Origin of the sequence: Pseudomonas sp. MAG733B, from assembly GCF_036884845.1 — a bacterium.
In the GTDB taxonomy this organism is placed as follows: domain Bacteria; phylum Pseudomonadota; class Gammaproteobacteria; order Pseudomonadales; family Pseudomonadaceae; genus Aquipseudomonas.
Genome location: NZ_CP145732.1, coordinates 6541494 through 6562393 on the forward strand (window position 1 = coordinate 6541494; position 20900 = coordinate 6562393).

Annotated in this window: 23 protein-coding genes; all 23 read right to left on the reverse strand. The window is 55.2% G+C overall.

Annotated elements, in window-relative coordinates:
- Positions 1–69: 69 nt before the first annotated feature.
- Complete coding sequence (gene rpsN, locus V6Z53_RS30045; RefSeq protein WP_003176414.1) at positions 70–375, reverse strand: 30S ribosomal protein S14; 306 nt, start codon at positions 373–375, stop codon at positions 70–72.
- A gap of 13 nt (positions 376–388) precedes the next feature.
- Positions 389–928 (reverse strand): 50S ribosomal protein L5, encoded by a 540-nt coding sequence (rplE, locus tag V6Z53_RS30050; RefSeq protein WP_003210069.1) that lies wholly within the window; start codon positions 926–928, stop codon positions 389–391.
- A 22-nt stretch (positions 929–950) separates the two neighbouring features.
- Positions 951–1265 carry a 50S ribosomal protein L24 gene (gene rplX / locus V6Z53_RS30055; RefSeq protein ID WP_003176416.1) on the reverse strand — a complete coding sequence of 105 codons (315 nt, stop codon included), beginning with the start codon at positions 1263–1265 and terminating at the stop codon, positions 951–953.
- An 11-nt stretch (positions 1266–1276) separates the two neighbouring features.
- Positions 1277–1645, reverse strand: coding sequence for a 50S ribosomal protein L14 (gene rplN, locus V6Z53_RS30060; protein ID WP_002555479.1), 369 nt, complete (start codon positions 1643–1645; stop codon positions 1277–1279).
- A gap of 23 nt (positions 1646–1668) precedes the next feature.
- Positions 1669–1935, reverse strand: a complete 267-nt coding sequence (rpsQ, locus tag V6Z53_RS30065) for a 30S ribosomal protein S17 (protein WP_003176419.1) — start codon at positions 1933–1935, stop codon at positions 1669–1671.
- A 2-nt stretch (positions 1936–1937) separates the two neighbouring features.
- Positions 1938–2129 carry a 50S ribosomal protein L29 gene (gene rpmC / locus V6Z53_RS30070; RefSeq protein ID WP_002555481.1) on the reverse strand — a complete coding sequence of 64 codons (192 nt, stop codon included), beginning with the start codon at positions 2127–2129 and terminating at the stop codon, positions 1938–1940.
- Positions 2129–2542 (reverse strand): 50S ribosomal protein L16, encoded by a 414-nt coding sequence (rplP, locus tag V6Z53_RS30075; protein WP_003228729.1) that lies wholly within the window; start codon positions 2540–2542, stop codon positions 2129–2131. The genes rpmC and rplP overlap by 1 nt, the downstream gene beginning before the upstream one ends.
- Before the next feature lie 12 nt (positions 2543–2554).
- Entirely contained in the window at positions 2555–3241 is a 687-nt protein-coding gene (rpsC, locus tag V6Z53_RS30080) for a 30S ribosomal protein S3 (protein ID WP_003176422.1), read from the reverse strand.
- A 13-nt stretch (positions 3242–3254) separates the two neighbouring features.
- Complete coding sequence (rplV, locus tag V6Z53_RS30085; RefSeq protein WP_003103908.1) at positions 3255–3587, reverse strand: 50S ribosomal protein L22; 333 nt, start codon at positions 3585–3587, stop codon at positions 3255–3257.
- Between the two features lie 11 nt (positions 3588–3598).
- On the reverse strand, positions 3599–3874 hold the full coding sequence (gene rpsS, locus V6Z53_RS30090) for a 30S ribosomal protein S19 (RefSeq protein ID WP_002555486.1): 276 nt from the start codon (positions 3872–3874) through the stop codon (positions 3599–3601).
- 16 nt (positions 3875–3890) lie between these two features.
- Positions 3891–4715 carry a 50S ribosomal protein L2 gene (gene rplB, locus V6Z53_RS30095; protein ID WP_008018194.1) on the reverse strand — a complete coding sequence of 275 codons (825 nt, stop codon included), beginning with the start codon at positions 4713–4715 and terminating at the stop codon, positions 3891–3893.
- 14 nt (positions 4716–4729) lie between these two features.
- Positions 4730–5029 carry a 50S ribosomal protein L23 gene (gene rplW / locus V6Z53_RS30100; protein ID WP_002555488.1) on the reverse strand — a complete coding sequence of 100 codons (300 nt, stop codon included), beginning with the start codon at positions 5027–5029 and terminating at the stop codon, positions 4730–4732.
- On the reverse strand, positions 5026–5628 hold the full coding sequence (rplD, locus tag V6Z53_RS30105; protein ID WP_003228735.1) for a 50S ribosomal protein L4: 603 nt from the start codon (positions 5626–5628) through the stop codon (positions 5026–5028). Before rplD ends, rplW begins: the two co-directional genes overlap by 4 nt.
- A gap of 12 nt (positions 5629–5640) precedes the next feature.
- Entirely contained in the window at positions 5641–6276 is a 636-nt protein-coding gene (gene rplC, locus V6Z53_RS30110) for a 50S ribosomal protein L3 (RefSeq protein WP_003186059.1), read from the reverse strand.
- Positions 6277–6356: 80 nt separating this feature from the next.
- Positions 6357–6668 (reverse strand): 30S ribosomal protein S10, encoded by a 312-nt coding sequence (gene rpsJ / locus V6Z53_RS30115; protein ID WP_003186070.1) that lies wholly within the window; start codon positions 6666–6668, stop codon positions 6357–6359.
- 157 nt (positions 6669–6825) lie between these two features.
- On the reverse strand, positions 6826–8019 hold the full coding sequence (gene tuf / locus V6Z53_RS30120; protein ID WP_338583422.1) for an elongation factor Tu: 1194 nt from the start codon (positions 8017–8019) through the stop codon (positions 6826–6828).
- Positions 8020–8049: 30 nt separating this feature from the next.
- Entirely contained in the window at positions 8050–10155 is a 2106-nt protein-coding gene (gene fusA / locus V6Z53_RS30125; RefSeq protein WP_338583424.1) for an elongation factor G, read from the reverse strand.
- 30 nt (positions 10156–10185) lie between these two features.
- Positions 10186–10656 (reverse strand): 30S ribosomal protein S7, encoded by a 471-nt coding sequence (gene rpsG / locus V6Z53_RS30130; protein ID WP_002555493.1) that lies wholly within the window; start codon positions 10654–10656, stop codon positions 10186–10188.
- 120 nt (positions 10657–10776) lie between these two features.
- Positions 10777–11148: a 30S ribosomal protein S12 gene (gene rpsL / locus V6Z53_RS30135; protein ID WP_002555494.1), complete on the reverse strand. Its 372-nt coding sequence runs from the start codon at positions 11146–11148 to the stop codon at positions 10777–10779.
- Between the two features lie 216 nt (positions 11149–11364).
- Positions 11365–15564, reverse strand: coding sequence for a DNA-directed RNA polymerase subunit beta' (rpoC, locus tag V6Z53_RS30140; RefSeq protein WP_338583426.1), 4200 nt, complete (start codon positions 15562–15564; stop codon positions 11365–11367).
- Between the two features lie 64 nt (positions 15565–15628).
- Positions 15629–19702: a DNA-directed RNA polymerase subunit beta gene (gene rpoB / locus V6Z53_RS30145; protein WP_338583428.1), complete on the reverse strand. Its 4074-nt coding sequence runs from the start codon at positions 19700–19702 to the stop codon at positions 15629–15631.
- Positions 19703–19922: 220 nt separating this feature from the next.
- Positions 19923–20288 carry a 50S ribosomal protein L7/L12 gene (rplL, locus tag V6Z53_RS30150; RefSeq protein WP_122846051.1) on the reverse strand — a complete coding sequence of 122 codons (366 nt, stop codon included), beginning with the start codon at positions 20286–20288 and terminating at the stop codon, positions 19923–19925.
- 75 nt (positions 20289–20363) lie between these two features.
- On the reverse strand, positions 20364–20864 hold the full coding sequence (gene rplJ / locus V6Z53_RS30155) for a 50S ribosomal protein L10 (RefSeq protein WP_007970413.1): 501 nt from the start codon (positions 20862–20864) through the stop codon (positions 20364–20366).
- Positions 20865–20900: the final 36 nt, after the last annotated feature.

A 20900-nucleotide genomic window follows, 5' to 3' on the forward strand; every position in this document is an offset into this window, starting at 1 on the left:
CTTGATTCAGATTCAAGGCCACCGGTGGTCAGGATCTTGCGAACCTTCCCACCGAGACTTTGACAGTACTTACCAGCTGGCTTTAACCAGACCCGGTACGTCACCACGCATTGCCGCTTCACGCAGTTTGTTACGGCCGAGGCCGAACTTGCGGTAAACGCCGTGTGGACGACCGGTCAGGCGGCAGCGGTTACGCATGCGCGAAGCGCTTGCGTCACGTGGCTGCTTCTGCAGGGCTACTGTAGCTTCCCAACGCGCTTCTGGACTTGCGTTCAGATCGACGATGATTGCTTTCAGTGCTGCACGCTTCTTGGCGTACTTGGCAACCGTGAGCTGACGCTTCAGCTCGCGGTTTTTCATGCTCATCTTGGCCATGGTCCTACTCCAATCAGTTGCGGAACGGGAATTTGAACGCACGCAGCAGAGCGCGGCCTTCATCATCGTTCTTGGCAGTGGTGGTCAGGGTAATGTCCAGACCGCGGAGAGCATCGATCTTGTCGTAGTCGATTTCCGGGAAGATGATCTGCTCTTTTACGCCCATGCTGTAGTTACCACGACCATCGAAGGACTTGGCATTCAGGCCGCGGAAGTCGCGAACCCGAGGCAGGGAGATCGACAGCAGACGATCCAGGAACTCGTACATACGCTCACGGCGCAGGGTCACTTTGACGCCGATCGGCCAACCTTCACGGACTTTAAAGCCAGCGATGGATTTGCGAGCGTAGGTCACAACGACTTTCTGGCCGGTGATCTTTTCCAGGTCAGCAACAGCGTGCTCGATGACTTTTTTGTCGCCGATCGCTTCGCCCAGACCCATGTTCAGGGTGATTTTGGTAACGCGCGGAACTTCCATCACGTTCGAAAGCTTAAGTTCTTCCTTAAGTTTCGGAGCAATTTCCTTCCGGTAAATCTCTTTTAGTCGTGCCATGGTCTCATCTACCTAGCAGTGTTCAAGCATCAACCGCTTTTTGGGTCGACTTGAAGACACGAATTTTCTTGCCGTCTTCTACTTTGAAACCAACGCGGTCAGCCTTGTTGGTTTCGCCGTTGAAAATGGCGACGTTAGAAGCATCCAGTGGAGCTTCTTTTTCGACGATACCGCCCTGCACGCCCGACATCGGGTTAGGCTTGGTATGACGCTTGACCAGGTTCAGACCACCAATAACCAGACGGTTGTTAGCGAGAACCTTAAGCACCTTACCGCGCTTACCTTTGTCTTTGCCGGCGATCACGATGATCTCGTCGTCACGACGAATCTTTTGCATGTCGGATCTCCTTACAGCACTTCTGGGGCGAGCGAGACGATCTTCATGAACTTCTCAGTACGAAGTTCACGGGTCACTGGCCCAAAGATACGGGTGCCGATCGGCTCTTGCTTGTTGTTCAGAAGAACAGCAGCGTTGCCATCAAAGCGGATAATGGAGCCATCAGCACGGCGTACGCCGTGACGAGTGCGGACTACAACAGCAGTCATCACTTGGCCTTTTTTCACTTTACCGCGAGGAATTGCTTCCTTGACGGTAACTTTGATGATGTCACCGATACCAGCGTAACGACGATGGGAGCCACCCAGCACCTTGATGCACATAACACGGCGAGCGCCGCTGTTATCGGCCACATCGAGCATGGATTGAGTCTGAATCATATAATTTCTCCGACCCCTAGTCCTTAGACTTCCACAGCGCGTTCGAGAACATCAACCAGCGCCCAAGACTTGGTCTTGGCCAAAGGACGAGTTTCACGAATAGTGACTTTGTCGCCGATGTGGCACTGATTGGTTTCGTCGTGCGCGTGCAGCTTAGTCGAACGCTTAACGTATTTACCGTAGATCGGGTGCTTAACGCGACGCTCGATCAGAACGGTGATGGTTTTGTCCATCTTGTCGCTGACAACACGGCCAGTCAGCGTACGGACAGTTTTTTCGGCTTCAGCCATGATTACTTACCTGCCTGCTGGTTGAGCACAGTCTTCACGCGAGCGATGTCACGCTTAACTTGCGAGAGCAGATGAGACTGCCCCAACTGGCCAGTTGCTTTCTGCATACGCAGATTGAACTGGTCGCGCAGCAGGCCGAGCAGTTGCTCGTTCAGCTGCTGTGCGGATTTTTCACGAAGTTCATTCGCTTTCATCACATCACCGTCCGTTTAACAAAGGAGGTGGCGAGCGGCAGCTTTGCAGCAGCCAGGGCGAAAGCCTCACGCGCCAGCTCTTCAGAAACACCCTCGATTTCATACAGGACTTTGCCTGGCTGAATCTGGGCAACCCAGTATTCCACGTTACCCTTACCTTTACCCATCCGCACTTCGAGAGGCTTCTTGGAGATCGGCTTGTCCGGGAATACACGGATCCAGATCTTGCCGCCACGTTTTACGTGACGGGTCAGAGCACGACGCGCTGACTCGATCTGACGAGCGGTGAGACGACCACGAGCAACAGACTTCAGCGCGAACTCGCCGAAGCTGACTTTGCTACCGCGCAATGCCAGGCCACGGTTGTGACCAGTCATTTGCTTGCGGAACTTCGTACGCTTTGGTTGCAACATTTGGCGTACCCCTTACTTAGCAGCTTTTTTACGAGGCGCTGGTGCTTGTGGTTTCAGTTCTTCTTGGCGACCACCAATTACTTCGCCTTTGAAGATCCAAACCTTTACACCGATCACACCGTAGGTGGTGTGAGCTTCGTAGTTGGCATAGTCGATGTCGGCACGCAGGGTGTGCAGTGGCACACGACCTTCGCGATACCATTCAGTACGTGCGATTTCAGCACCGCCGAGACGACCGCTCACTTGGATTTTGATGCCTTTGGCACCAATGCGCATTGCGTTCTGTACAGCGCGCTTCATAGCGCGACGGAACATAACGCGACGCTCCAGCTGCTGAGCTACGCTCTGCGCAACCAGCATACCGTCGAGTTCCGGCTTGCGGATCTCTTCGATATTGATGTGCACAGGCACACCCATTTGCTTGGTCAGGTCCTGACGCAGTTTCTCAACATCTTCACCTTTCTTCCCGATAACGATACCTGGACGAGCGGTGTGGATGGTGATACGTGCAGTTTGGGCCGGACGATGGATATCGATACGGCTTACGGACGCGCTTTTTAGTTTGTCTTGGAGATACTCACGCACCTTCAGATCAGCGAACAAGTAGTCCGCATAAGTCCGACCGTCTGCGTACCAGACGGAGGTGTGCTCCTTGACGATTCCCAGGCGAATGCCAATGGGATGTACTTTCTGACCCATCTCTTCGACTCCGTTACTTGTCAGCAACCTTGACAGTGATATGGCAAGACCGCTTGACGATGCGATCAGCACGGCCTTTGGCACGTGGCATGATGCGCTTCAGCGAACGCCCTTCGTTGACGAAAACGGTGCTGACCTTCAGGTCATCAACGTCTGCGCCTTCGTTATGCTCGGCGTTGGCTACGGCCGACTCCAGCACTTTCTTCATGATCTCGGCGGCTTTCTTACTGCTGAAAGCCAACAGGTTGAGCGCTTCGCCCACCTTCTTCCCGCGGATCTGGTCGGCGACCAAGCGGGCTTTCTGGGCGGAGATTCGAGCGCCCGACAACTTAGCGGCTACTTCCATTTCCTAACCCCTTAACGCTTGGCTTTCTTGTCTGCCACGTGCCCACGATAAGTGCGGGTACCGGCGAACTCGCCCAGTTTGTGGCCGACCATGTCTTCGTTAACGAGAACTGGGACGTGTTGACGACCGTTGTGTACTGCGATGGTCAGACCGACCATTTGTGGCAGGATCATCGAACGACGCGACCAGGTTTTAACTGGTTTGCGATCGTTCTTTTCCGCCGCCACTTCGATCTTCTTCAGTAGGTGAAGATCGATAAAAGGACCTTTTTTCAGAGAACGTGGCACTGTCGTATCCCTCTATTTACTTGCGACGACGGACGATCATTTTGTCGGTACGCTTATTACCACGAGTCTTCGCGCCCTTAGTCGGGAAGCCCCATGGCGATACCGGATGACGACCACCAGAGGTACGACCTTCACCACCACCATGTGGGTGGTCAACCGGGTTCATGGCAACACCACGAACGGTTGGGCGAACGCCACGCCAGCGTTTGGCACCAGCTTTACCCAGCGAACGCAGGCTGTGCTCGGAGTTCGAGACTTCGCCCAGGGTCGCACGGCATTCAGCCAGGACTTTACGCATTTCACCGGAACGCAGACGCAGGGTAACGTACACGCCTTCACGAGCGATCAGCTGAGCCGAAGCACCAGCGGAACGAGCGATCTGTGCGCCTTTACCTGGCTTCAGTTCGATGCCGTGTACGGTAGAACCGACTGGAATGTTGCGCAGTTGCAGAGCGTTGCCTGGCTTGATTGGAGCCAGGGCACCTGCGATCAGCGTGTCGCCAGCACTCACGCCTTTAGGGGCGATGATGTAGCGGCGCTCGCCGTCTGCGTAGCAGAGCAGTGCGATGTGAGCAGTACGGTTTGGATCGTATTCGATACGCTCGACAGTGGCGACGATGCCATCTTTGTCGTTGCGACGGAAATCGACCATACGGTAATGCTGCTTATGACCACCACCGATGTGACGAGTGGTAATACGGCCATTGTTGTTACGACCACCAGTCTTCGACTTCTTCTCGAGCAGCGGTGCGTGAGGAGCGCCTTTATGCAGCTCCTGGTTGACCACCTTGACCACAAAACGGCGGCCAGGGGAAGTCGGTTTGCATTTAACGATTGCCATGATGCACCCCTTCCTTACTCAGCACTGCTGCTGAAATCGAGATCTTGGCCTGGCTGAAGGGAGATAACTGCCTTCTTCCAGTCATTACGCTTGCCCAGACCGCGAGCAGTGCGCTTGCTCTTACCCAGAACATTCAGGGTAGTAACACGCTCTACTTTCACGCTGAACAGGCTTTCGACGGCCTTCTTGATTTCCAGCTTGGTTGCGTCAGTAGCAACCTTGAAAACGAACTGGCCTTTCTTGTCTGCCAGAACCGTAGCCTTCTCGGAAACGTGCGGGCCAAGCAGAACTTTAAATACGCGTTCCTGGTTCATCCCAGCAGCTCCTCGAATTTCTTCACGGCCGACACGGTGATCAACACCTTGTCGTATGCGATCAGACTAACTGGATCGGAACCTTGCACGTCACGTACATCTACGTGTGGCAGGTTACGAGCAGCCAGGTACAGGTTCTGATCAACAGCGTCCGACACGATCAGAACGTCGGTCAGGCTCATGTTGTTCAGTTTGCCCAGCAGGTCTTTGGTTTTCGGCGTCTCAACCGCGAAATCCTGAACCACGACCAGACGATCAGTACGCACCAGCTCAGCAAGGATGGAACGCATTGCTGCGCGGTACATCTTCTTGTTCAGCTTCTGGGAGTGATCCTGAGGACGAGCTGCGAAAGTGGTACCGCCGCCACGCCAGATTGGGCTACGGATAGTACCGGCACGAGCACGGCCAGTACCTTTCTGACGCCATGGGCGCTTACCGCCACCACGAACGTCGGAACGGGTCTTTTGCTGCTTGGAACCCTGACGACCGCCAGCCATGTAGGCTACGACTGCTTGGTGAACCAGCGTCTCGTTGAATTCGCCGCCAAATGTCAGTTCGGAAACTTCGATCGCTTGAGCGTCATTTACATTTAATTGCATGTCAGCTTCCCCTTAACCGCGAGCCTTGGCTGCTGGACGTACAACCAAGTTGCCGCCAGTAGCGCCAGGAACAGCGCCCTTGACCAACAACAGATTGCGTTCAGCGTCCACGCGCACTACTTCGAGGGACTGCACGGTCACGCGCTCAGCGCCCATATGACCGGACATTTTTTTGCCCTTGAATACACGACCAGGAGTCTGGCACTGGCCGATAGAGCCTGGAACGCGGTGGGATACGGAGTTACCGTGGGTGTTATCTTGCCCGCGGAAATTCCAACGCTTGATCGTACCCTGGAAGCCTTTACCTTTGGACTGACCAGTTACATCAACCAGTTGACCAGCGGCGAAGATTTCAGCGTTGATCAGATCGCCGGCCTGGTACTCGCCTTCTTCAAGGCGGAATTCCATTACGGTACGACCAGCGGCAACGTTCGCTTTAGCGAAGTGGCCAGCCTGAGCTGCTGTTACACGCGAAGCACGACGCTCGCCGACAGTGACTTGCACTGCACGATAGCCATCGGTCTCTTCAGTTTTGAACTGGGTGACGCGATTCGGCTCGATCTCAATGACCGTGACCGGAATGGAGACACCTTCTTCGGTGAAAATACGGGTCATACCGCATTTACGACCGACTACACCAATAGTCATGTTGTAAACCTCATGAGTGTACGGGGCTTTCACCCGCTATGGCCGCCCATTTCAGAGCGTTACACGACTAAGACCGAGTCTTAGCCGAGGCTGATCTGCACTTCCACACCGGCCGCAAGATCAAGCTTCATAAGAGCATCAACGGTTTTATCCGTTGGCTGGACGATGTCCAGAACGCGCTTATGAGTACGGATCTCGTACTGGTCGCGCGCGTCTTTGTTGACGTGCGGGGAGACCAGAACGGTGAACCGCTCTTTACGGGTAGGCAGTGGAATTGGACCACGCACTTGAGCACCAGTACGTTTCGCGGTTTCCACGATTTCCTGGGTTGATTGGTCGATCAGGCGATGGTCGAAAGCCTTCAACCTGATACGGATTTGCTGATTTTGCATTGGATTTCAGACTCCGGCTGCTATTCCCACCGGGCGCAATACGCCCGTTAAAAGGAGGCGCAATTCTATAGACGCCCCAGATAGGTGTCAACCCAATAAAAAAGCCCCCGCTGAGCGGGGGCTTTTTCAAAGCATCAAAGCCATCTCAAAAAAGAGATTACTCGATGATTTTGGCTACGACGCCAGCGCCGACGGTACGACCGCCTTCACGGATAGCGAAACGCAGACCGTCTTCCATTGCGATGGTTTTGATCAGGGTAACAGTCATCTGAATGTTGTCACCTGGCATTACCATTTCAACGCCTTCTGGCAGCTCGCAGTTACCAGTCACGTCAGTAGTACGGAAGTAGAACTGTGGACGGTAGCCTTTGAAGAACGGAGTGTGACGGCCGCCTTCTTCCTTGCTCAGAACGTAAACTTCTGCGGTGAACTTGGTGTGCGGCTTAACCGAACCCGGCTTAACCAGAACCTGACCACGCTCAACGTCGTCACGCTTGGTGCCACGCAGCAGAACGCCGCAGTTCTCGCCAGCACGACCTTCGTCGAGCAGCTTGCGGAACATTTCAACACCGGTGCAGGTGGTGACGGTAGTGTCACGCAGACCAACGATTTCCAGCGGATCTTGAACGCGAACGATACCGCGCTCGATACGACCGGTCACAACAGTACCACGACCCGAAATCGAGAATACGTCTTCGATTGGCATCAGGAATGGCTTGTCGATAGCGCGCTCTGGTTCTGGGATGTAGCTGTCCAGAGTTTCAACCAGCTTACGAACGGCAGTGGTGCCCATTTCGTTGTCGTCTTTGCCTTCCAGCGCCATACGAGCCGAACCGATGATGATTGGAGTGTCATCGCCCGGGAAGTCGTAGGTGGACAGCAGGTCGCGAACTTCCATCTCAACCAGTTCCAGCAGCTCAGCGTCGTCTACCAGGTCAGCCTTGTTCAGGAAAACCACGATGTACGGAACGCCTACCTGACGGGACAGCAGGATGTGCTCACGGGTTTGCGGCATCGGACCATCAGCGGCCGAGCAAACCAGGATCGCGCCGTCCATCTGGGCAGCACCAGTGATCATGTTCTTCACATAGTCAGCGTGACCTGGGCAGTCAACGTGAGCGTAGTGACGAATCTTCGAGTTGTACTCGACGTGCGCGGTGTTGATGGTGATACCACGAGCTTTTTCTTCTGGAGCGCTGTCGATTTTATCGAAATCAACGATTGCCGAACCGAAAACTTCGGAGCAAACGCGAGTCAGAGCTGCGGTCAGAGTGGTTTTACCGTGGTCAACGTGACCGATGGTGCCAACGTTGACGTGCGGTAGGGAACGATCAAATTTTTCTTTAGCCACGACAATTAACTCCTTGCCTAAAGGACTGAATCAGCCTTGTTTTTTGGTAACGGTTTCGACGATGTGCGACGGAGCCGTATTGTATTTTTTGAATTCCATAGAGTAGCTTGCGCGACCCTGGGACATCGAACGAACATCGGTCGCATAACCGAACATCTCGCCCAACGGAACTTCAGCACGGATAACCTTACCGGAAACCGTGTCTTCCATACCCAGAATCATGCCGCGACGACGGTTCAGGTCGCCCATCACGTCACCCATATAGTCTTCAGGCGTAACAACCTCTACCGCCATGATCGGCTCGAGCAACTCACCACCGCCCTTCTGGGCCAGTTGCTTGGTCGCCATGGAAGCAGCCACCTTAAACGCCATCTCGTTCGAGTCGACGTCGTGGTAAGAACCATCAAACACGGTAGCCTTCAGGCCGATCAGCGGATAGCCGGCAACAACACCGTTCTTCATCTGCTCTTCGATACCCTTCTGGATAGCCGGGATGTATTCCTTAGGAACCACACCACCCACTACTTCGTTCAGGAATTGCAGACCTTCCTGACCTTCGTCAGCAGGTGCAAAGCGAATCCAGCAGTGACCGAACTGGCCACGACCGCCGGACTGGCGAACGAACTTGCCTTCGATTTCGCAGCTCTTCGTGATGCGCTCACGATAGGAAACCTGAGGCTTACCGATGTTGGCTTCGACGTTGAACTCACGGCGCATCCGGTCAACCAGGATGTCCAAGTGCAGCTCGCCCATGCCAGAGATGATCGTTTGACCAGTCTCTTCATCAGTTTTGACGCGGAAAGACGGGTCTTCCTGAGCAAGTTTGCCCAGAGCGATACCCATTTTTTCCTGGTCATCCTTGGTCTTAGGCTCAACGGCAACCGAAATAACCGGCTCCGGGAAGTCCATGCGAACCAGGATGATTGGCTTGTCAGCGTTGCACAAAGTTTCACCAGTGGTGACGTCCTTCATGCCGATCAAGGCCGCGATGTCACCAGCGCGCACTTCCTTGATTTCTTCACGGGCGTTTGCGTGCATTTGCACCATACGACCCACGCGCTCTTTCTTGCCTTTAACCGAGTTGATCACGCCGTCGCCGGATGCCAACACGCCCGAGTAAACGCGGACAAAGGTCAAAGTACCCACGAATGGGTCGGTAGCGATCTTGAACGCCAGAGCCGAGAACGGCTCGTTGTCGTCTGCATGACGCTCCATTTCTTCTTCCTCGTTATCAGGGTTGGAACCCTTGATAGCAGGAATGTCGACAGGAGCAGGCAGGTAGTCGATAACGGCGTCGAGAACCAGGGGAACACCCTTGTTCTTGAAGGAAGAACCGCAAACAGCCAGAACGATCTCACCAGCGATAGTACGCTGACGCAGAGCGCCCTTGATTTCCTCGATGGTGAGCTCTTCGCCCTCGAGGTACTTGTTCATCAGCTCTTCACTGGCTTCAGCCGCAGCTTCAACCATGTTGCTGCGCCACTCTTCAGCCAGCTCCTGCAATTCAGCAGGGATAGCTTCGCGACGTGGAGTCATGCCTTTGTCAGCATCGTTCCAGTAAACCGCTTCCATGGACATCAGATCGATCTGACCCTGGAAGTTGTCTTCGGAACCGATAGCCAACTGGATAGGCACCGGGGTGTGACCCAGACGCTGCTTGATCTGAGCGATCACGCGCAGGAAGTTCGCGCCAGCACGGTCCATTTTGTTCACGTAAACGATACGTGGAACACCGTACTTGTTGGCTTGACGCCATACGGTTTCGGACTGAGGCTCAACGCCGGAAGTGCCGCAGAACACAACGACCGCGCCGTCGAGTACACGCAGGGAACGTTCAACTTCAATGGTGAAGTCTACGTGACCCGGAGTGTCAATGACGTTGAAGCGGTATTGGTCTTTGTGCTGCTTCGCAGAACCCTGCCAGAAGGCGGTAATAGCAGCAGAAGTAATGGTGATACCACGCTCCTGCTCCTGAACCATCCAGTCTGTGGTCGCGGCGCCGTCATGCACCTCGCCCATCTTGTGACTTTTGCCAGTGTAAAAAAGGACGCGCTCGGTGGTGGTGGTTTTACCAGCATCCACGTGAGCAACGATACCAATGTTACGGTAGCGATTAATCGGTGTAGTACGAGCCATAAAGCCCTCGCAAAATTAGTGACGCTAAAATTAGAAGCGGTAGTGCGAGAAAGCCTTGTTGGCTTCAGCCATACGGTGCACGTCTTCACGCTTCTTAACTGCAGCACCTTTACCTTCGGCGGCGTCCAACAGTTCGCCAGCCAAACGCAGAGCCATAGACTTCTCGCCGCGCTTGCGGGCGAAGTCTACCAACCAGCGCATTGCCAGAGCGTTACGACGGGACGGACGAACTTCAACCGGAACCTGGTAAGTAGCACCGCCTACACGGCGCGACTTTACTTCGACCAGCGGAGCGATGGCGTCGAGAGCTTTCTCGAAGATTTCCAGGGGGTCGCTGTTCTTGCGTTCTTTAACCTTTTCCAGCGCGCCATAAACGATACGCTCGGCAACGGCTTTCTTGCCGCTTTCCATCACGTGGTTCATGAACTTGGCCAGGATTTGGCTTCCGTATTTTGGATCGTCAAGCACTTCGCGCTTGGCTGCTACGCGTCTTCTTGGCATGGATAAGCCCTCAAACGGTCTTCAGGTTCGCTCGGAATCGGTGCCCTGTACGGGACGCCTCCGACCTTACTCTTATCGACTCAGAAAAATAGATAATTCAGTTTTTACAAAAAGCCGCTACTACTTAGGCTTCTTGGTACCGTACTTCGAACGACCCTGGTTACGACCTTTAACGCCGGAAGTATCCAAAGAACCGCGAACGGTGTGGTAACGAACACCTGGCAAGTCTTTTACACGACCGCCGCGGATCAGTACCACGCTGTGCTCTTGCAGGTTGTGGCCTTCACCACCGATGTACGAGGAAACCTCGAAACCGTTGGTCAGACGCACACGGCATACTTTACGCAGTGCCGAGTTAGGTTTTTTCGGCGTAGTGGTATACACACGGGTGCACACGCCACGACGTTGCGGGCAGTTCTGCAGCGCAGGTACGTCGGATTTCTCGACGATACGCTTACGCGGCTGACGTACCAGCTGGTTGATAGTTGCCATCTACTAGCTCCACTGTTGTCTTGCGACGCTATTGTCTTGCAAGAAAAGCAAAATGGCAGGAACGAATCCCCGCCAAATTTAGGGGTACAAGAGTCTAAAGAGGATCTTGTCCCCAGTCAAGGCAAGGCCCCGACCTCTCCACTCATCGAACCTCGACAAATTGTCTCGATTCGATGAACGGAGCTGCCAGGGCCTTACGCTCATTTATCGCAGAACTCAGTTACCGCTAGAGTTCAGCGCTTCGGTCAGTGCAGCTTCCACTTCACTGGCGCTTACACGCAACGGCTTGTCGGCATCACGGCGACGCTTACGCTCGCTGTGGTACGCCAGGCCGGTACCAGCCGGGATCAGACGACCCACGACCACGTTTTCTTTCAGGCCGCGCAGGTAATCGCGCTTGCCGGTTACCGCCGCTTCGGTCAGTACGCGAGTGGTTTCCTGGAAGGAAGCCGCCGAGATGAACGATTCGGTGGACAACGACGCCTTGGTGATACCCAGCAGAACGCGAGTGAACTTGGAGACAAATTTGTCTTCGCCGCTCAAACGCTCGTTCTCTACCAGAACGTGAGTCAATTCCATCTGGTCGCCCTTGATGAAACTGGAATCGCCGGATTCAGCGATTTCAACTTTACGCAGCATCTGACGCAGGATGGTCTCGATGTGCTTATCGTTGATCTTCACGCCTTGCAGACGGTAAACGTCCTGGATCTCGTTGACGATGTACTTGGCCAGCGCACTCACACCCAGCAGACGCAGGATGTCGTGTGGATCGCTTGGACCGTCGGAGATAACTTCGCCGCGGTTCACTTGTTCGCCTTCGAAGACGTTCAGGTGACGCCACTTCGGAATCAGCTCTTCATACGGATCGCTACCGTCGTTCGGAGTGATAACCAGACGGCGCTTGCCTTTGGTCTCTTTACCGAACGCGATGGTGCCGCTGACTTCAGCCAGAATCGACGCTTCTTTCGGACGACGAGCTTCGAACAAGTCGGCAACACGCGGCAGACCACCGGTGATGTCACGGGTCTTCGAAGTTTCTTGCGGGATACGAGCGATAACATCACCGATCGCAATCTTCGCACCGTCCGCTACACCGACGAGGGCGTTGGCTGGCAGGAAGTACTGAGCGATAACGTCAGTGCCTGGCAGCAACAGATCCTTGCCGTTGTCGTCGACCATCTTCACGGCAGGACGGATGTCTTTACCGGCAGCTGGACGATCTTTGGCGTCGAGTACTTCAATGTTGGTCATACCGGTCAATTCGTCAGTCTGACGCTTGATCGTGATGCCTTCTTCCATGCCCACGTAGGTCACGGTACCTTTCATTTCGGTAACGATCGGGTGAGTGTGCGGATCCCACTTGGCCACGATTGCGCCAGCGTCGACCTTGTCACCTTCTTTAACCGAAATCACGGCACCGTACGGCAGCTTGTAACGCTCACGCTCACGACCGAAGTCATCAGCGATGGCCAGCTCACCGGAACGGGACACAGCAACCAGGTGACCATCCACGCGCTCTACGTGCTTCAGGTTATGCAGACGGACGGTACCGCCATTCTTCACCTGAACGCTGTCGGCTGCGGAGGTCCGGCTTGCCGCACCACCGATGTGGAACGTACGCATCGTCAGCTGGGTACCCGGCTCACCGATGGACTGGGCAGCGATAACGCCGACCGCTTCACCGATGTTCACCTGGTGACCACGAGCCAGATCGCGGCCGTAGCACTTGGCGCAAATACCGAAGCGGGTTTCGCAGCTGATCGGCGAACGCACGATCACTTCGTCGATGCTGTTGAGCTCGATGAACTCGACCCACTTTTCGTCTACCAGGGTGCCGGCAGGAACGATAACGTCCTCGGTACCTGGCTTGAATACGTCACGGGCGATAACTCGACCCAATACGCGCTCACCCAGCGGCTCTACAACGTCACCGCCTTCAATGTGCGGAGTCATCAGCAGACCGTGTTCGGTGCCGCAATCGATCTCGGTTACAACCAGATCTTGTGCAACGTCTACCAGACGACGAGTCAGGTAACCGGAGTTAGCCGTTTTCAACGCGGTATCCGCAAGACCCTTACGAGCACCGTGAGTGGAGATGAAGTACTGGAGTACGCTCAAACCTTCACGGAAGTTCGCAGTAATCGGCGTTTCAATGATGGAACCGTCCGGCTTGGCCATCAGGCCACGCATACCGGCCAGCTGACGGATCTGCGCAGCAGAACCCCGTGCGCCCGAGTCGGCCATCATGTACATCGAGTTGAAGGATTCCTGGTCGACTTCGACACCATGACGGTCGATGACTTTCTCTTTCGAGAGGTTGGCCATCATCGCCTTGGAAACTTCGTCGTTCGCCTTGGACCAAAGGTCGATCACTTTGTTGTACTTCTCGCCCTGGGTTACCAGGCCGGAGGCGTACTGGCTTTCGATCTCTTTCACTTCATCAGTAGCAGCATTGATGATGCGGGCTTTTTCATCCGGGATAACGAAGTCGTTAACACCGATGGAAACGCCGGAAATGGTCGAATAAGCAAAACCGGTGTACATCAACTGGTCAGCGAAGATCACGGTCTCTTTCAAACCAACCACGCGGTAGCACTGGTTGATCAGCTTGGAGATCGCCTTTTTCTTCATCGGCAGGTTGACGACGTCGTACGACAGACCTTTTGGCACAACCTGGAACAACAGGGCACGGCCGACAGTAGTGTCGACGATACGGGTGTTGCTCACGCTGCCGCCATCACGGTCGTTGACGGTTTCGTTGATCCGCACCTTGACCTTGGCGTGCAGTGCGGCTTCGCCGGCACGGAACACACGGTCAACTTCCTGCAGATCCGCGAACACACGACCTTCGCCTTTGGCGTTGATCGCTTCACGAGTCATGTAGTACAGACCCAATACAACGTCCTGCGACGGAACGATGATTGGCTCACCGTTGGCTGGCGACAGAATGTTGTTGGTCGACATCATCAACGCACGCGCTTCGAGCTGGGCTTCCAGCGTCAGCGGTACGTGCACGGCCATTTGGTCGCCGTCGAAGTCGGCGTTGTACGCGGCGCACACCAGAGGGTGCAGCTGGATAGCCTTACCTTCGATCAGTACCGGTTCAAACGCCTGGATACCCAGACGGTGAAGGGTCGGTGCACGGTTGAGAAGAACCGGGTGTTCGCGAATCACTTCAGCGAGAACGTCCCAAACTTCCGGCAGCTCGCGCTCGACCATCTTCTTGGCAGCTTTGATGGTGGTAGCGAGACCACGCATTTCCAGCTTGCCGAAGATGAACGGCTTGAACAGCTCGAGAGCCATTTTCTTCGGCAGACCGCACTGGTGCAGACGCAGGGTCGGACCTACGGTAATTACCGAACGACCCGAGTAGTCAACACGCTTACCGAGCAAGTTCTGACGGAAACGACCCTGCTTACCCTTGATCATGTCAGCCAGGGATTTCAGTGGGCGCTTGTTCGAACCGGTGATCGCACGGCCGCGACGGCCGTTGTCGAGCAGTGCGTCGACAGCTTCCTGCAACATACGCTTTTCATTGCGCACGATGATGTCCGGAGCGGACAGATCCAGCAGGCGCTTCAAACGGTTGTTACGGTTGATCACTCGACGATACAGATCGTTGAGGTCGGAAGTCGCGAAGCGACCGCCATCCAGCGGGACCAGTGGACGCAGATCTGGCGGCAGAACCGGCAGAACGGTCAGCACCATCCACTCTGGCAGGTTGCCGGAACCCTGGAAGGCTTCCATCAACTTCAGACGTTTGGACAGCTTCTTGATCTTGGTTTCGGAGTTGGTTTGCGGAATTTCTTCACGCAGACGGCCAATCTCGTGTTCCAGGTCGATAGCGTGCAGCAGTTCGCGGACAGCTTCGGCACCCATGCGGGCATCGAAATCGTCGCCGAATTCTTCCAGCGCTTCGAAGTACTGCTCGTCGTTCAGCAGCTGACCCTTTTCAAGGGTGGTCATGCCTGGATCGATAACGACATAGCTCTCGAAGTAGAGAACGCGTTCGATATCACGCAGGGTCATGTCCATCAGCAAGCCGATACGGGACGGCAGCGATTTCAGGAACCAGATGTGGGCAACTGGCGAGGCCAGTTCGATGTGCGCCATGCGCTCACGACGAACTTTTGCCAGCGCGACTTCAACGCCGCACTTCTCGCAGATCACACCACGGTGCTTCAAGCGCTTGTACTTACCGCACAGGCACTCGTAATCCTTAACCGGGCCAAAGATCTTGGCGCAGAACAGGCCGTCACGCTCAGGTTTGAACGTACGGTAGTTGATGGTTTCCGGTTTTTTAACTTCACCGAACGACCACGAACGGATCATCTCAGGCGATGCCAATCCGATACGGATGGCGTCGAACTCTTCGACTTGACCCTGGTTTTTCAGCAAATTCAGTAGGTCTTTCAAGGCCTTTCCTCCTGGCGGAGCAGAGAGCGGGCAATCCTGCCCCGCTCTCGATTCGCGTCACGTGTTATTCGGTTTCCAGATCGATATCGATGCCGAGGGAACGAATTTCCTTGATCAACACGTTGAAGGACTCGGGCATGCCCGGCTCCATACGGTGATCGCCATCCACGATGTTTTTGTACATCTTGGTACGGCCGTTCACATCGTCCGACTTCACTGTGAGCATTTCTTGCAGAGTGTAAGCGGCACCGTATGCTTCCAGTGCCCAGACCTCCATCTCCCCGAAACGCTGACCACCGAACTGCGCCTTACCACCCAGCGGCTGCTGGGTAACCAGGCTGTACGAACCGGTAGAACGAGCGTGCATCTTGTCGTCTACCAAGTGGTTCAGCTTCAGCATGTACATGTAGCCAACGGTAACCGGGCGCTCGAACTTGTTGCCGGTACGGCCATCGGTCAGCTGCATCTGGCCGCTTTCTGGCAGGTCTGCCAGTTTCAGCATGGCCTTGATTTCGCTTTCCTTGGCGCCATCGAACACTGGAGTGGCCATTGGAACGCCGCCACGCAGGTTTTGAGCCAGGTCCAGGATTTCCTGGTCCGAGAAGTCATCGAGGCTTTCCTGACGACCGCCGATCTCGTTGTAGATCTCGTGCAGGAATTTACGCAGCTCGGCAACTTTACGCTGCTCTTCAATCATGCGGTTGATCTTCTCGCCCAGGCCCTTGGCCGCGAGGCCCAGGTGGGTTTCGAGGATCTGCCCAACGTTCATACGCGAAGGTACGCCCAACGGGTTGAGGACGACGTCGACCGGGGTGCCATTGGCATCGTGCGGCATGTCTTCAACCGGCATGATCACGGAGACCACACCCTTGTTACCGTGACGACCGGCCATCTTGTCGCCCGGCTGGATGCGACGACGGATTGCCAGGTAAACCTTGACGATTTTCAGCACGCCTGGAGCCAGGTCATCGCCTTGCTGCAGTTTGCGCTTCTTGTCTTCGAACTTGTCGTCCAGCAGACGGCGACGATCAACGATGTAGGCCTGAGCCTTCTCGAGCTGCTCGTTCAGAGCATCTTCAGCCATGCGCAGTTTGAACCACTGGCCGTGCTCAAGACCGTCGAGAACTTCGTCGGTGATGTCCTGGCCTTTCTTCAGACCGGCGCCGCCTTCGGCTTTGTGGCCGACCAGAGCGGAACGCAGACGTTCGAAAGTAGCGCCTTCAACGATGCGGAACTCTTCGTTCAGATCCTTGCGGATCTCGTCCAGCTGGGACTTCTCGATCGACAGTGCACGAGCATCACGCTCAACGCCGTCGCGGGTGAAGACCTGTACGTCGATGACAGTACCTTTGGTACCGGTAGGTACGCGCAGGGAGGTGTCTTTAACGTCGCTGGCTTTTTCACCGAAGATCGCACGCAGCAGTTTTTCTTCCGGGGTCAGCTGGGTCTCGCCTTTCGGAGTGACCTTACCGACCAGGATGTCGCCTGCGCCAACTTCAGCACCAACATAAACGATACCGGCTTCGTCCAGCTTGTTCAGTGCAGCCTCACCCACGTTCGGGATGTCCGCAGTGATTTCCTCTGGGCCAAGCTTGGTGTCACGGGCCACACAGGTCAGTTCCTGAATGTGGATCGTGGTGAAGCGATCTTCTTGAACAACTCGTTCCGACAGGCAGATGGAGTCTTCGAAGTTGTAACCGTTCCAGGCCATGAACGCGATGCGCATGTTCTGGCCCAGCGCCAGTTCACCCATGTCGGTGGACGGACCGTCAGCCATGATGTCGCTGCGCTGAACCCGATCACCCTTACGCACCAGCGGACGCTGGTTGATGCAGGTGTTCTGGTTGGAGCGGGTGTACTTGGTCAGGTTGTAGATGTCGACACCAGCTTCACCGGTTTCAACTTCATCATCGGCAACACGAACCACGATACGGCTGGCATCAACGGAGTCGATCACGCCGCCACGACGAGCCACGACGCAAACGCCGGAGTCACGGGCTACGTTACGCTCCATGCCGGTACCTACCAGCGGCTTGTCAGCACGCAGGGTTGGTACAGCTTGACGCTGCATGTTCGAACCCATCAACGCACGGTTGGCGTCATCGTGCTCGAGGAACGGGATCAGCGACGCTGCAACCGAAACTACCTGCTTCGGCGATACGTCCATCAAGGTGACGTCTTCCGGCGCCTTGACGGTGAACTCGTTCAAGTGACGAACAGCTACCAGTTCGTCGATCAGCATCTTCTTGTCGTTCATCGTGGCCGAAGCCTGAGCGATCACGTGATCAGCTTCTTCGATGGCGGACAGGAACACGATCTCGTCGGTGACCAGAGCGTCTTTCACCACACGGTATGGGCTCTCGAGGAAGCCGTACTGGTTGGTGCGCGCATAGGCAGCCAGGGAGTTGATCAGACCGATGTTCGGACCTTCCGGCGTTTCGATCGGGCAAACACGACCGTAGTGCGTCGGGTGTACGTCACGAACTTCAAAGCCGGCACGCTCACGAGTCAAACCGCCAGGGCCGAGTGCAGAGACACGACGCTTGTGGGTGATCTCGGACAGCGGGTTGTTCTGGTCCATGAACTGGGACAGCTGGCTGGAACCGAAGAACTCTTTCACCGCCGCAGCCACTGGCTTGGCGTTGATCAGGTCTTGCGGCATCAGGCCTTCGCTTTCAGCCATCGACAGACGCTCTTTGACCGCACGCTCAACACGCACCAGGCCAACGCGGAACTGGTTCTCGGCCATTTCGCCTACGCAGCGAACACGACGGTTACCCAGGTGGTCGATGTCATCGACGATGCCTTTACCGTTACGGATGTCGACCAGAGTCTTCAGTACCGCGACGATGTCTTCCTTGCACAGCACGCCCGAACCTTCGATCTCGGTACGACCGATACGACGGTTGAACTTCATCCGGCCGACCGCAGAAAGGTCATAGCGCTCAGGGCTGAAGAACAGGTTATTGAACAGGGTTTCGGCAGCGTCTTTGGTTGGCGGCTCGCCAGGACGCATCATGCGATAGATCTCGACCAGCGCTTCCAGTTGGTTGCTGGTGGAGTCGATCTTCAGCGTGTCGGAGACAAACGGGCCGCAGTCGATATCGTTGGTGTACAGAGTTTCGATGCGAACAACGCCGGCCTTGGCGATTTTCGCCAGGATCTCGGTGCTCAGCTCGGTGTTGCACTCTGCCAGGATTTCGCCGGTTGCCGGATGCACGATGACCTTGGCGGTAGTGCGACCCAGGACGTAGTCCAGAGGCACTTCCAGCTCTTTGATCCCGGCTTTTTCCAGCTGATTGATGTGACGAGCAGTGATACGACGACCTTGCTCGACAATAACCTTGCCTTTGTCGTCCAGGATATCCAGGACTGCAATTTCACCGCGCAGGCGCTGAGGCACCAGTTCCAGGCTCAGGTTTTCGCCTTTCACGTGGAATACGTTGGTGGTGTAGAACGCGTCCAGCACTTCTTCAGTGGTATAGCCCAGCGCGCGCAGCAATACCGATGCAGGCAGCTTGCGACGACGGTCGATACGCACGAATACGCAGTCTTTCGGGTCGAACTCGAAGTCCAGCCACGAACCGCGGTAAGGAATGATGCGCGCGGAGTACAGCAGTTTACCGGAGCTGTGCGTCTTGCCACGGTCGTGGTCGAAGAACACGCCCGGGGAACGGTGCAGCTGGGAAACGATTACACGCTCGGTACCGTTGATTACGAAGGTACCGTTCTCAGTCATCAGGGGGATTTCACCCATGTAGACTTCTTGCTCTTTGATGTCCTTGATCGCTTTGTTCGACGACTCTTTGTCGAAAATGATCAGGCGCACTTTTACCCGCAAAGGTACGGCGTAAGTTACACCGCGCAATACGCATTCTTTGACATCAAATGCCGGTTCGCCCAGACGATATCCGACGTACTCCAGCGCAGCATTGCCGGAGTAGCTGATGATCGGGAAAACGGATTTGAAGGCCGCATGCAGGCCCACGTCGCGGAACTGATCTTTAGTCGCTCCCGCTTGCAAGAATTCACGATACGAATCCAGCTGGATGGCCAGGAGGTACGGCACATCCATGACGTCCGGCAACTTGCTAAAGTCCTTGCGGATACGTTTTTTCTCAGTATATGAGTAAGCCATCAGCGTTCCCCAGCTTGGTCACCTGCTTGTTTGGCCCCTCCCGACGGGAGCAGCCAGAAAATCGTGCAAACCCCATGGTTTGCGCCACCGCATCGGGTGGTTACAGCACGTTATCAGCACCGACCCAGTCGGTTGCCAATAACGGAAAAAGGCCGGTGGCAAGAGCCACCAGCCATCAGCCTGTCGCTTAACGCTCGGGCTGGAGGAGCAAAGTCGATGCTTACTTCAGCTCGACTTTAGCGCCTGCTTCTTCCAGAGTTGCTTTGGCTTTGTCAGCTGCGTCTTTGGCAACAGCTTCCAGAACCATGGCAGGAGCGCCGTCAACTACAGCCTTGGCTTCTTTCAGGCCCAGACCGGTCAGTTCACGTACTGCCTTGATCACGTTAACTTTCTTCTCGCCAGCTTCCAGCAGCATGACGTTGAATTCAGTTTGCTCTTCAACAACGGCGGCAGCAGCAGCTGGACCAGCCGATGCAGCAGCAGCGGTAACGCCGAATTTTTCTTCGAAAGCTTTGATCAGCTCAACAACTTCCATTACGGACATGTTGCCAACTGCTTCAAGGATATCGTTCTGAGAGATAGACATGAATCTAATTCCTGATATTGGGGACGGCCTACGCGACCATCGAAAAAAACAAAAAACGCGAGAAGTTGACGAGCCTTAGGCTGCAGCAGCTTCTTTCTGGTCGCGAATTGCCGCCAGAGTACGAGCCAATTTGCTGGTTGCGCCTTGAATCACGCTCATCAGCTGAGAAATTGCTTCGTCACGGGTCGGCAGAGTTGCCAGTACGTCGATTTGGTTAGCTGCGAGGAACTTGCCCTCGAACGCAGCTGCCTTGATCTCGAACTTGTCCTGACCCTTTGCGAACTCTTTGAAGATCCGGGCAGCAGCGCCTGGATGTTCTTTGGAGAATGCAATCAGGGTAGGGCCAGTGAACACGTCGTTGAGGACACTGAATTCAGTGTCAGCAACAGCGCGCTTGAGCAGGGTGTTACGTACAACACGTACGTAAACGCCAGCTTCACGAGCCTCTTTACGGAGTCCGGTCATCGCGCCTACTGTTACGCCACGGGCATCAGCCACGACAGCGGACAGAGCGACTTTGGCAGCCTCGTTGACTTCAGCGACGATGGCCTTCTTGTCTTCGAGTTTAATTGCCACGGGTTTAACTCCTGCTTGTTACCGTTTCATCTGGTC

Coding starts and splice junctions, on each gene's coding strand:
- rpsN (WP_003176414.1), bottom strand. CDS start 375: ATGGCCAAGATGAGCATGAAAAACCGCGAGCTGAAGCGTCAGCTCACG.
- rplE (WP_003210069.1), bottom strand. CDS start 928: ATGGCACGACTAAAAGAGATTTACCGGAAGGAAATTGCTCCGAAACTT.
- rplX (WP_003176416.1), bottom strand. CDS start 1,265: ATGCAAAAGATTCGTCGTGACGACGAGATCATCGTGATCGCCGGCAAA.
- rplN (WP_002555479.1), bottom strand. CDS start 1,645: ATGATTCAGACTCAATCCATGCTCGATGTGGCCGATAACAGCGGCGCT.
- rpsQ (WP_003176419.1), bottom strand. CDS start 1,935: ATGGCTGAAGCCGAAAAAACTGTCCGTACGCTGACTGGCCGTGTTGTC.
- rpmC (WP_002555481.1), bottom strand. CDS start 2,129: ATGAAAGCGAATGAACTTCGTGAAAAATCCGCACAGCAGCTGAACGAG.
- rplP (WP_003228729.1), bottom strand. CDS start 2,542: ATGTTGCAACCAAAGCGTACGAAGTTCCGCAAGCAAATGACTGGTCAC.
- rpsC (WP_003176422.1), bottom strand. CDS start 3,241: ATGGGTCAGAAAGTACATCCCATTGGCATTCGCCTGGGAATCGTCAAG.
- rplV (WP_003103908.1), bottom strand. CDS start 3,587: ATGGAAGTAGCCGCTAAGTTGTCGGGCGCTCGAATCTCCGCCCAGAAA.
- rplB (WP_008018194.1), bottom strand. CDS start 4,715: ATGGCAATCGTTAAATGCAAACCGACTTCCCCTGGCCGCCGTTTTGTG.
- rplW (WP_002555488.1), bottom strand. CDS start 5,029: ATGAACCAGGAACGCGTATTTAAAGTTCTGCTTGGCCCGCACGTTTCC.
- rplD (WP_003228735.1), bottom strand. CDS start 5,628: ATGCAATTAAATGTAAATGACGCTCAAGCGATCGAAGTTTCCGAACTG.
- rplC (WP_003186059.1), bottom strand. CDS start 6,276: ATGACTATTGGTGTAGTCGGTCGTAAATGCGGTATGACCCGTATTTTC.
- rpsJ (WP_003186070.1), bottom strand. CDS start 6,668: ATGCAAAATCAGCAAATCCGTATCAGGTTGAAGGCTTTCGACCATCGC.
- fusA (WP_338583424.1), bottom strand. CDS start 10,155: ATGGCTCGTACTACACCGATTAATCGCTACCGTAACATTGGTATCGTT.
- rpsG (WP_002555493.1), bottom strand. CDS start 10,656: ATGCCAAGAAGACGCGTAGCAGCCAAGCGCGAAGTGCTTGACGATCCA.
- rpsL (WP_002555494.1), bottom strand. CDS start 11,148: ATGGCAACTATCAACCAGCTGGTACGTCAGCCGCGTAAGCGTATCGTC.
- rpoB (WP_338583428.1), bottom strand. CDS start 19,702: ATGGCTTACTCATATACTGAGAAAAAACGTATCCGCAAGGACTTTAGC.
- rplL (WP_122846051.1), bottom strand. CDS start 20,288: ATGTCTATCTCTCAGAACGATATCCTTGAAGCAGTTGGCAACATGTCC.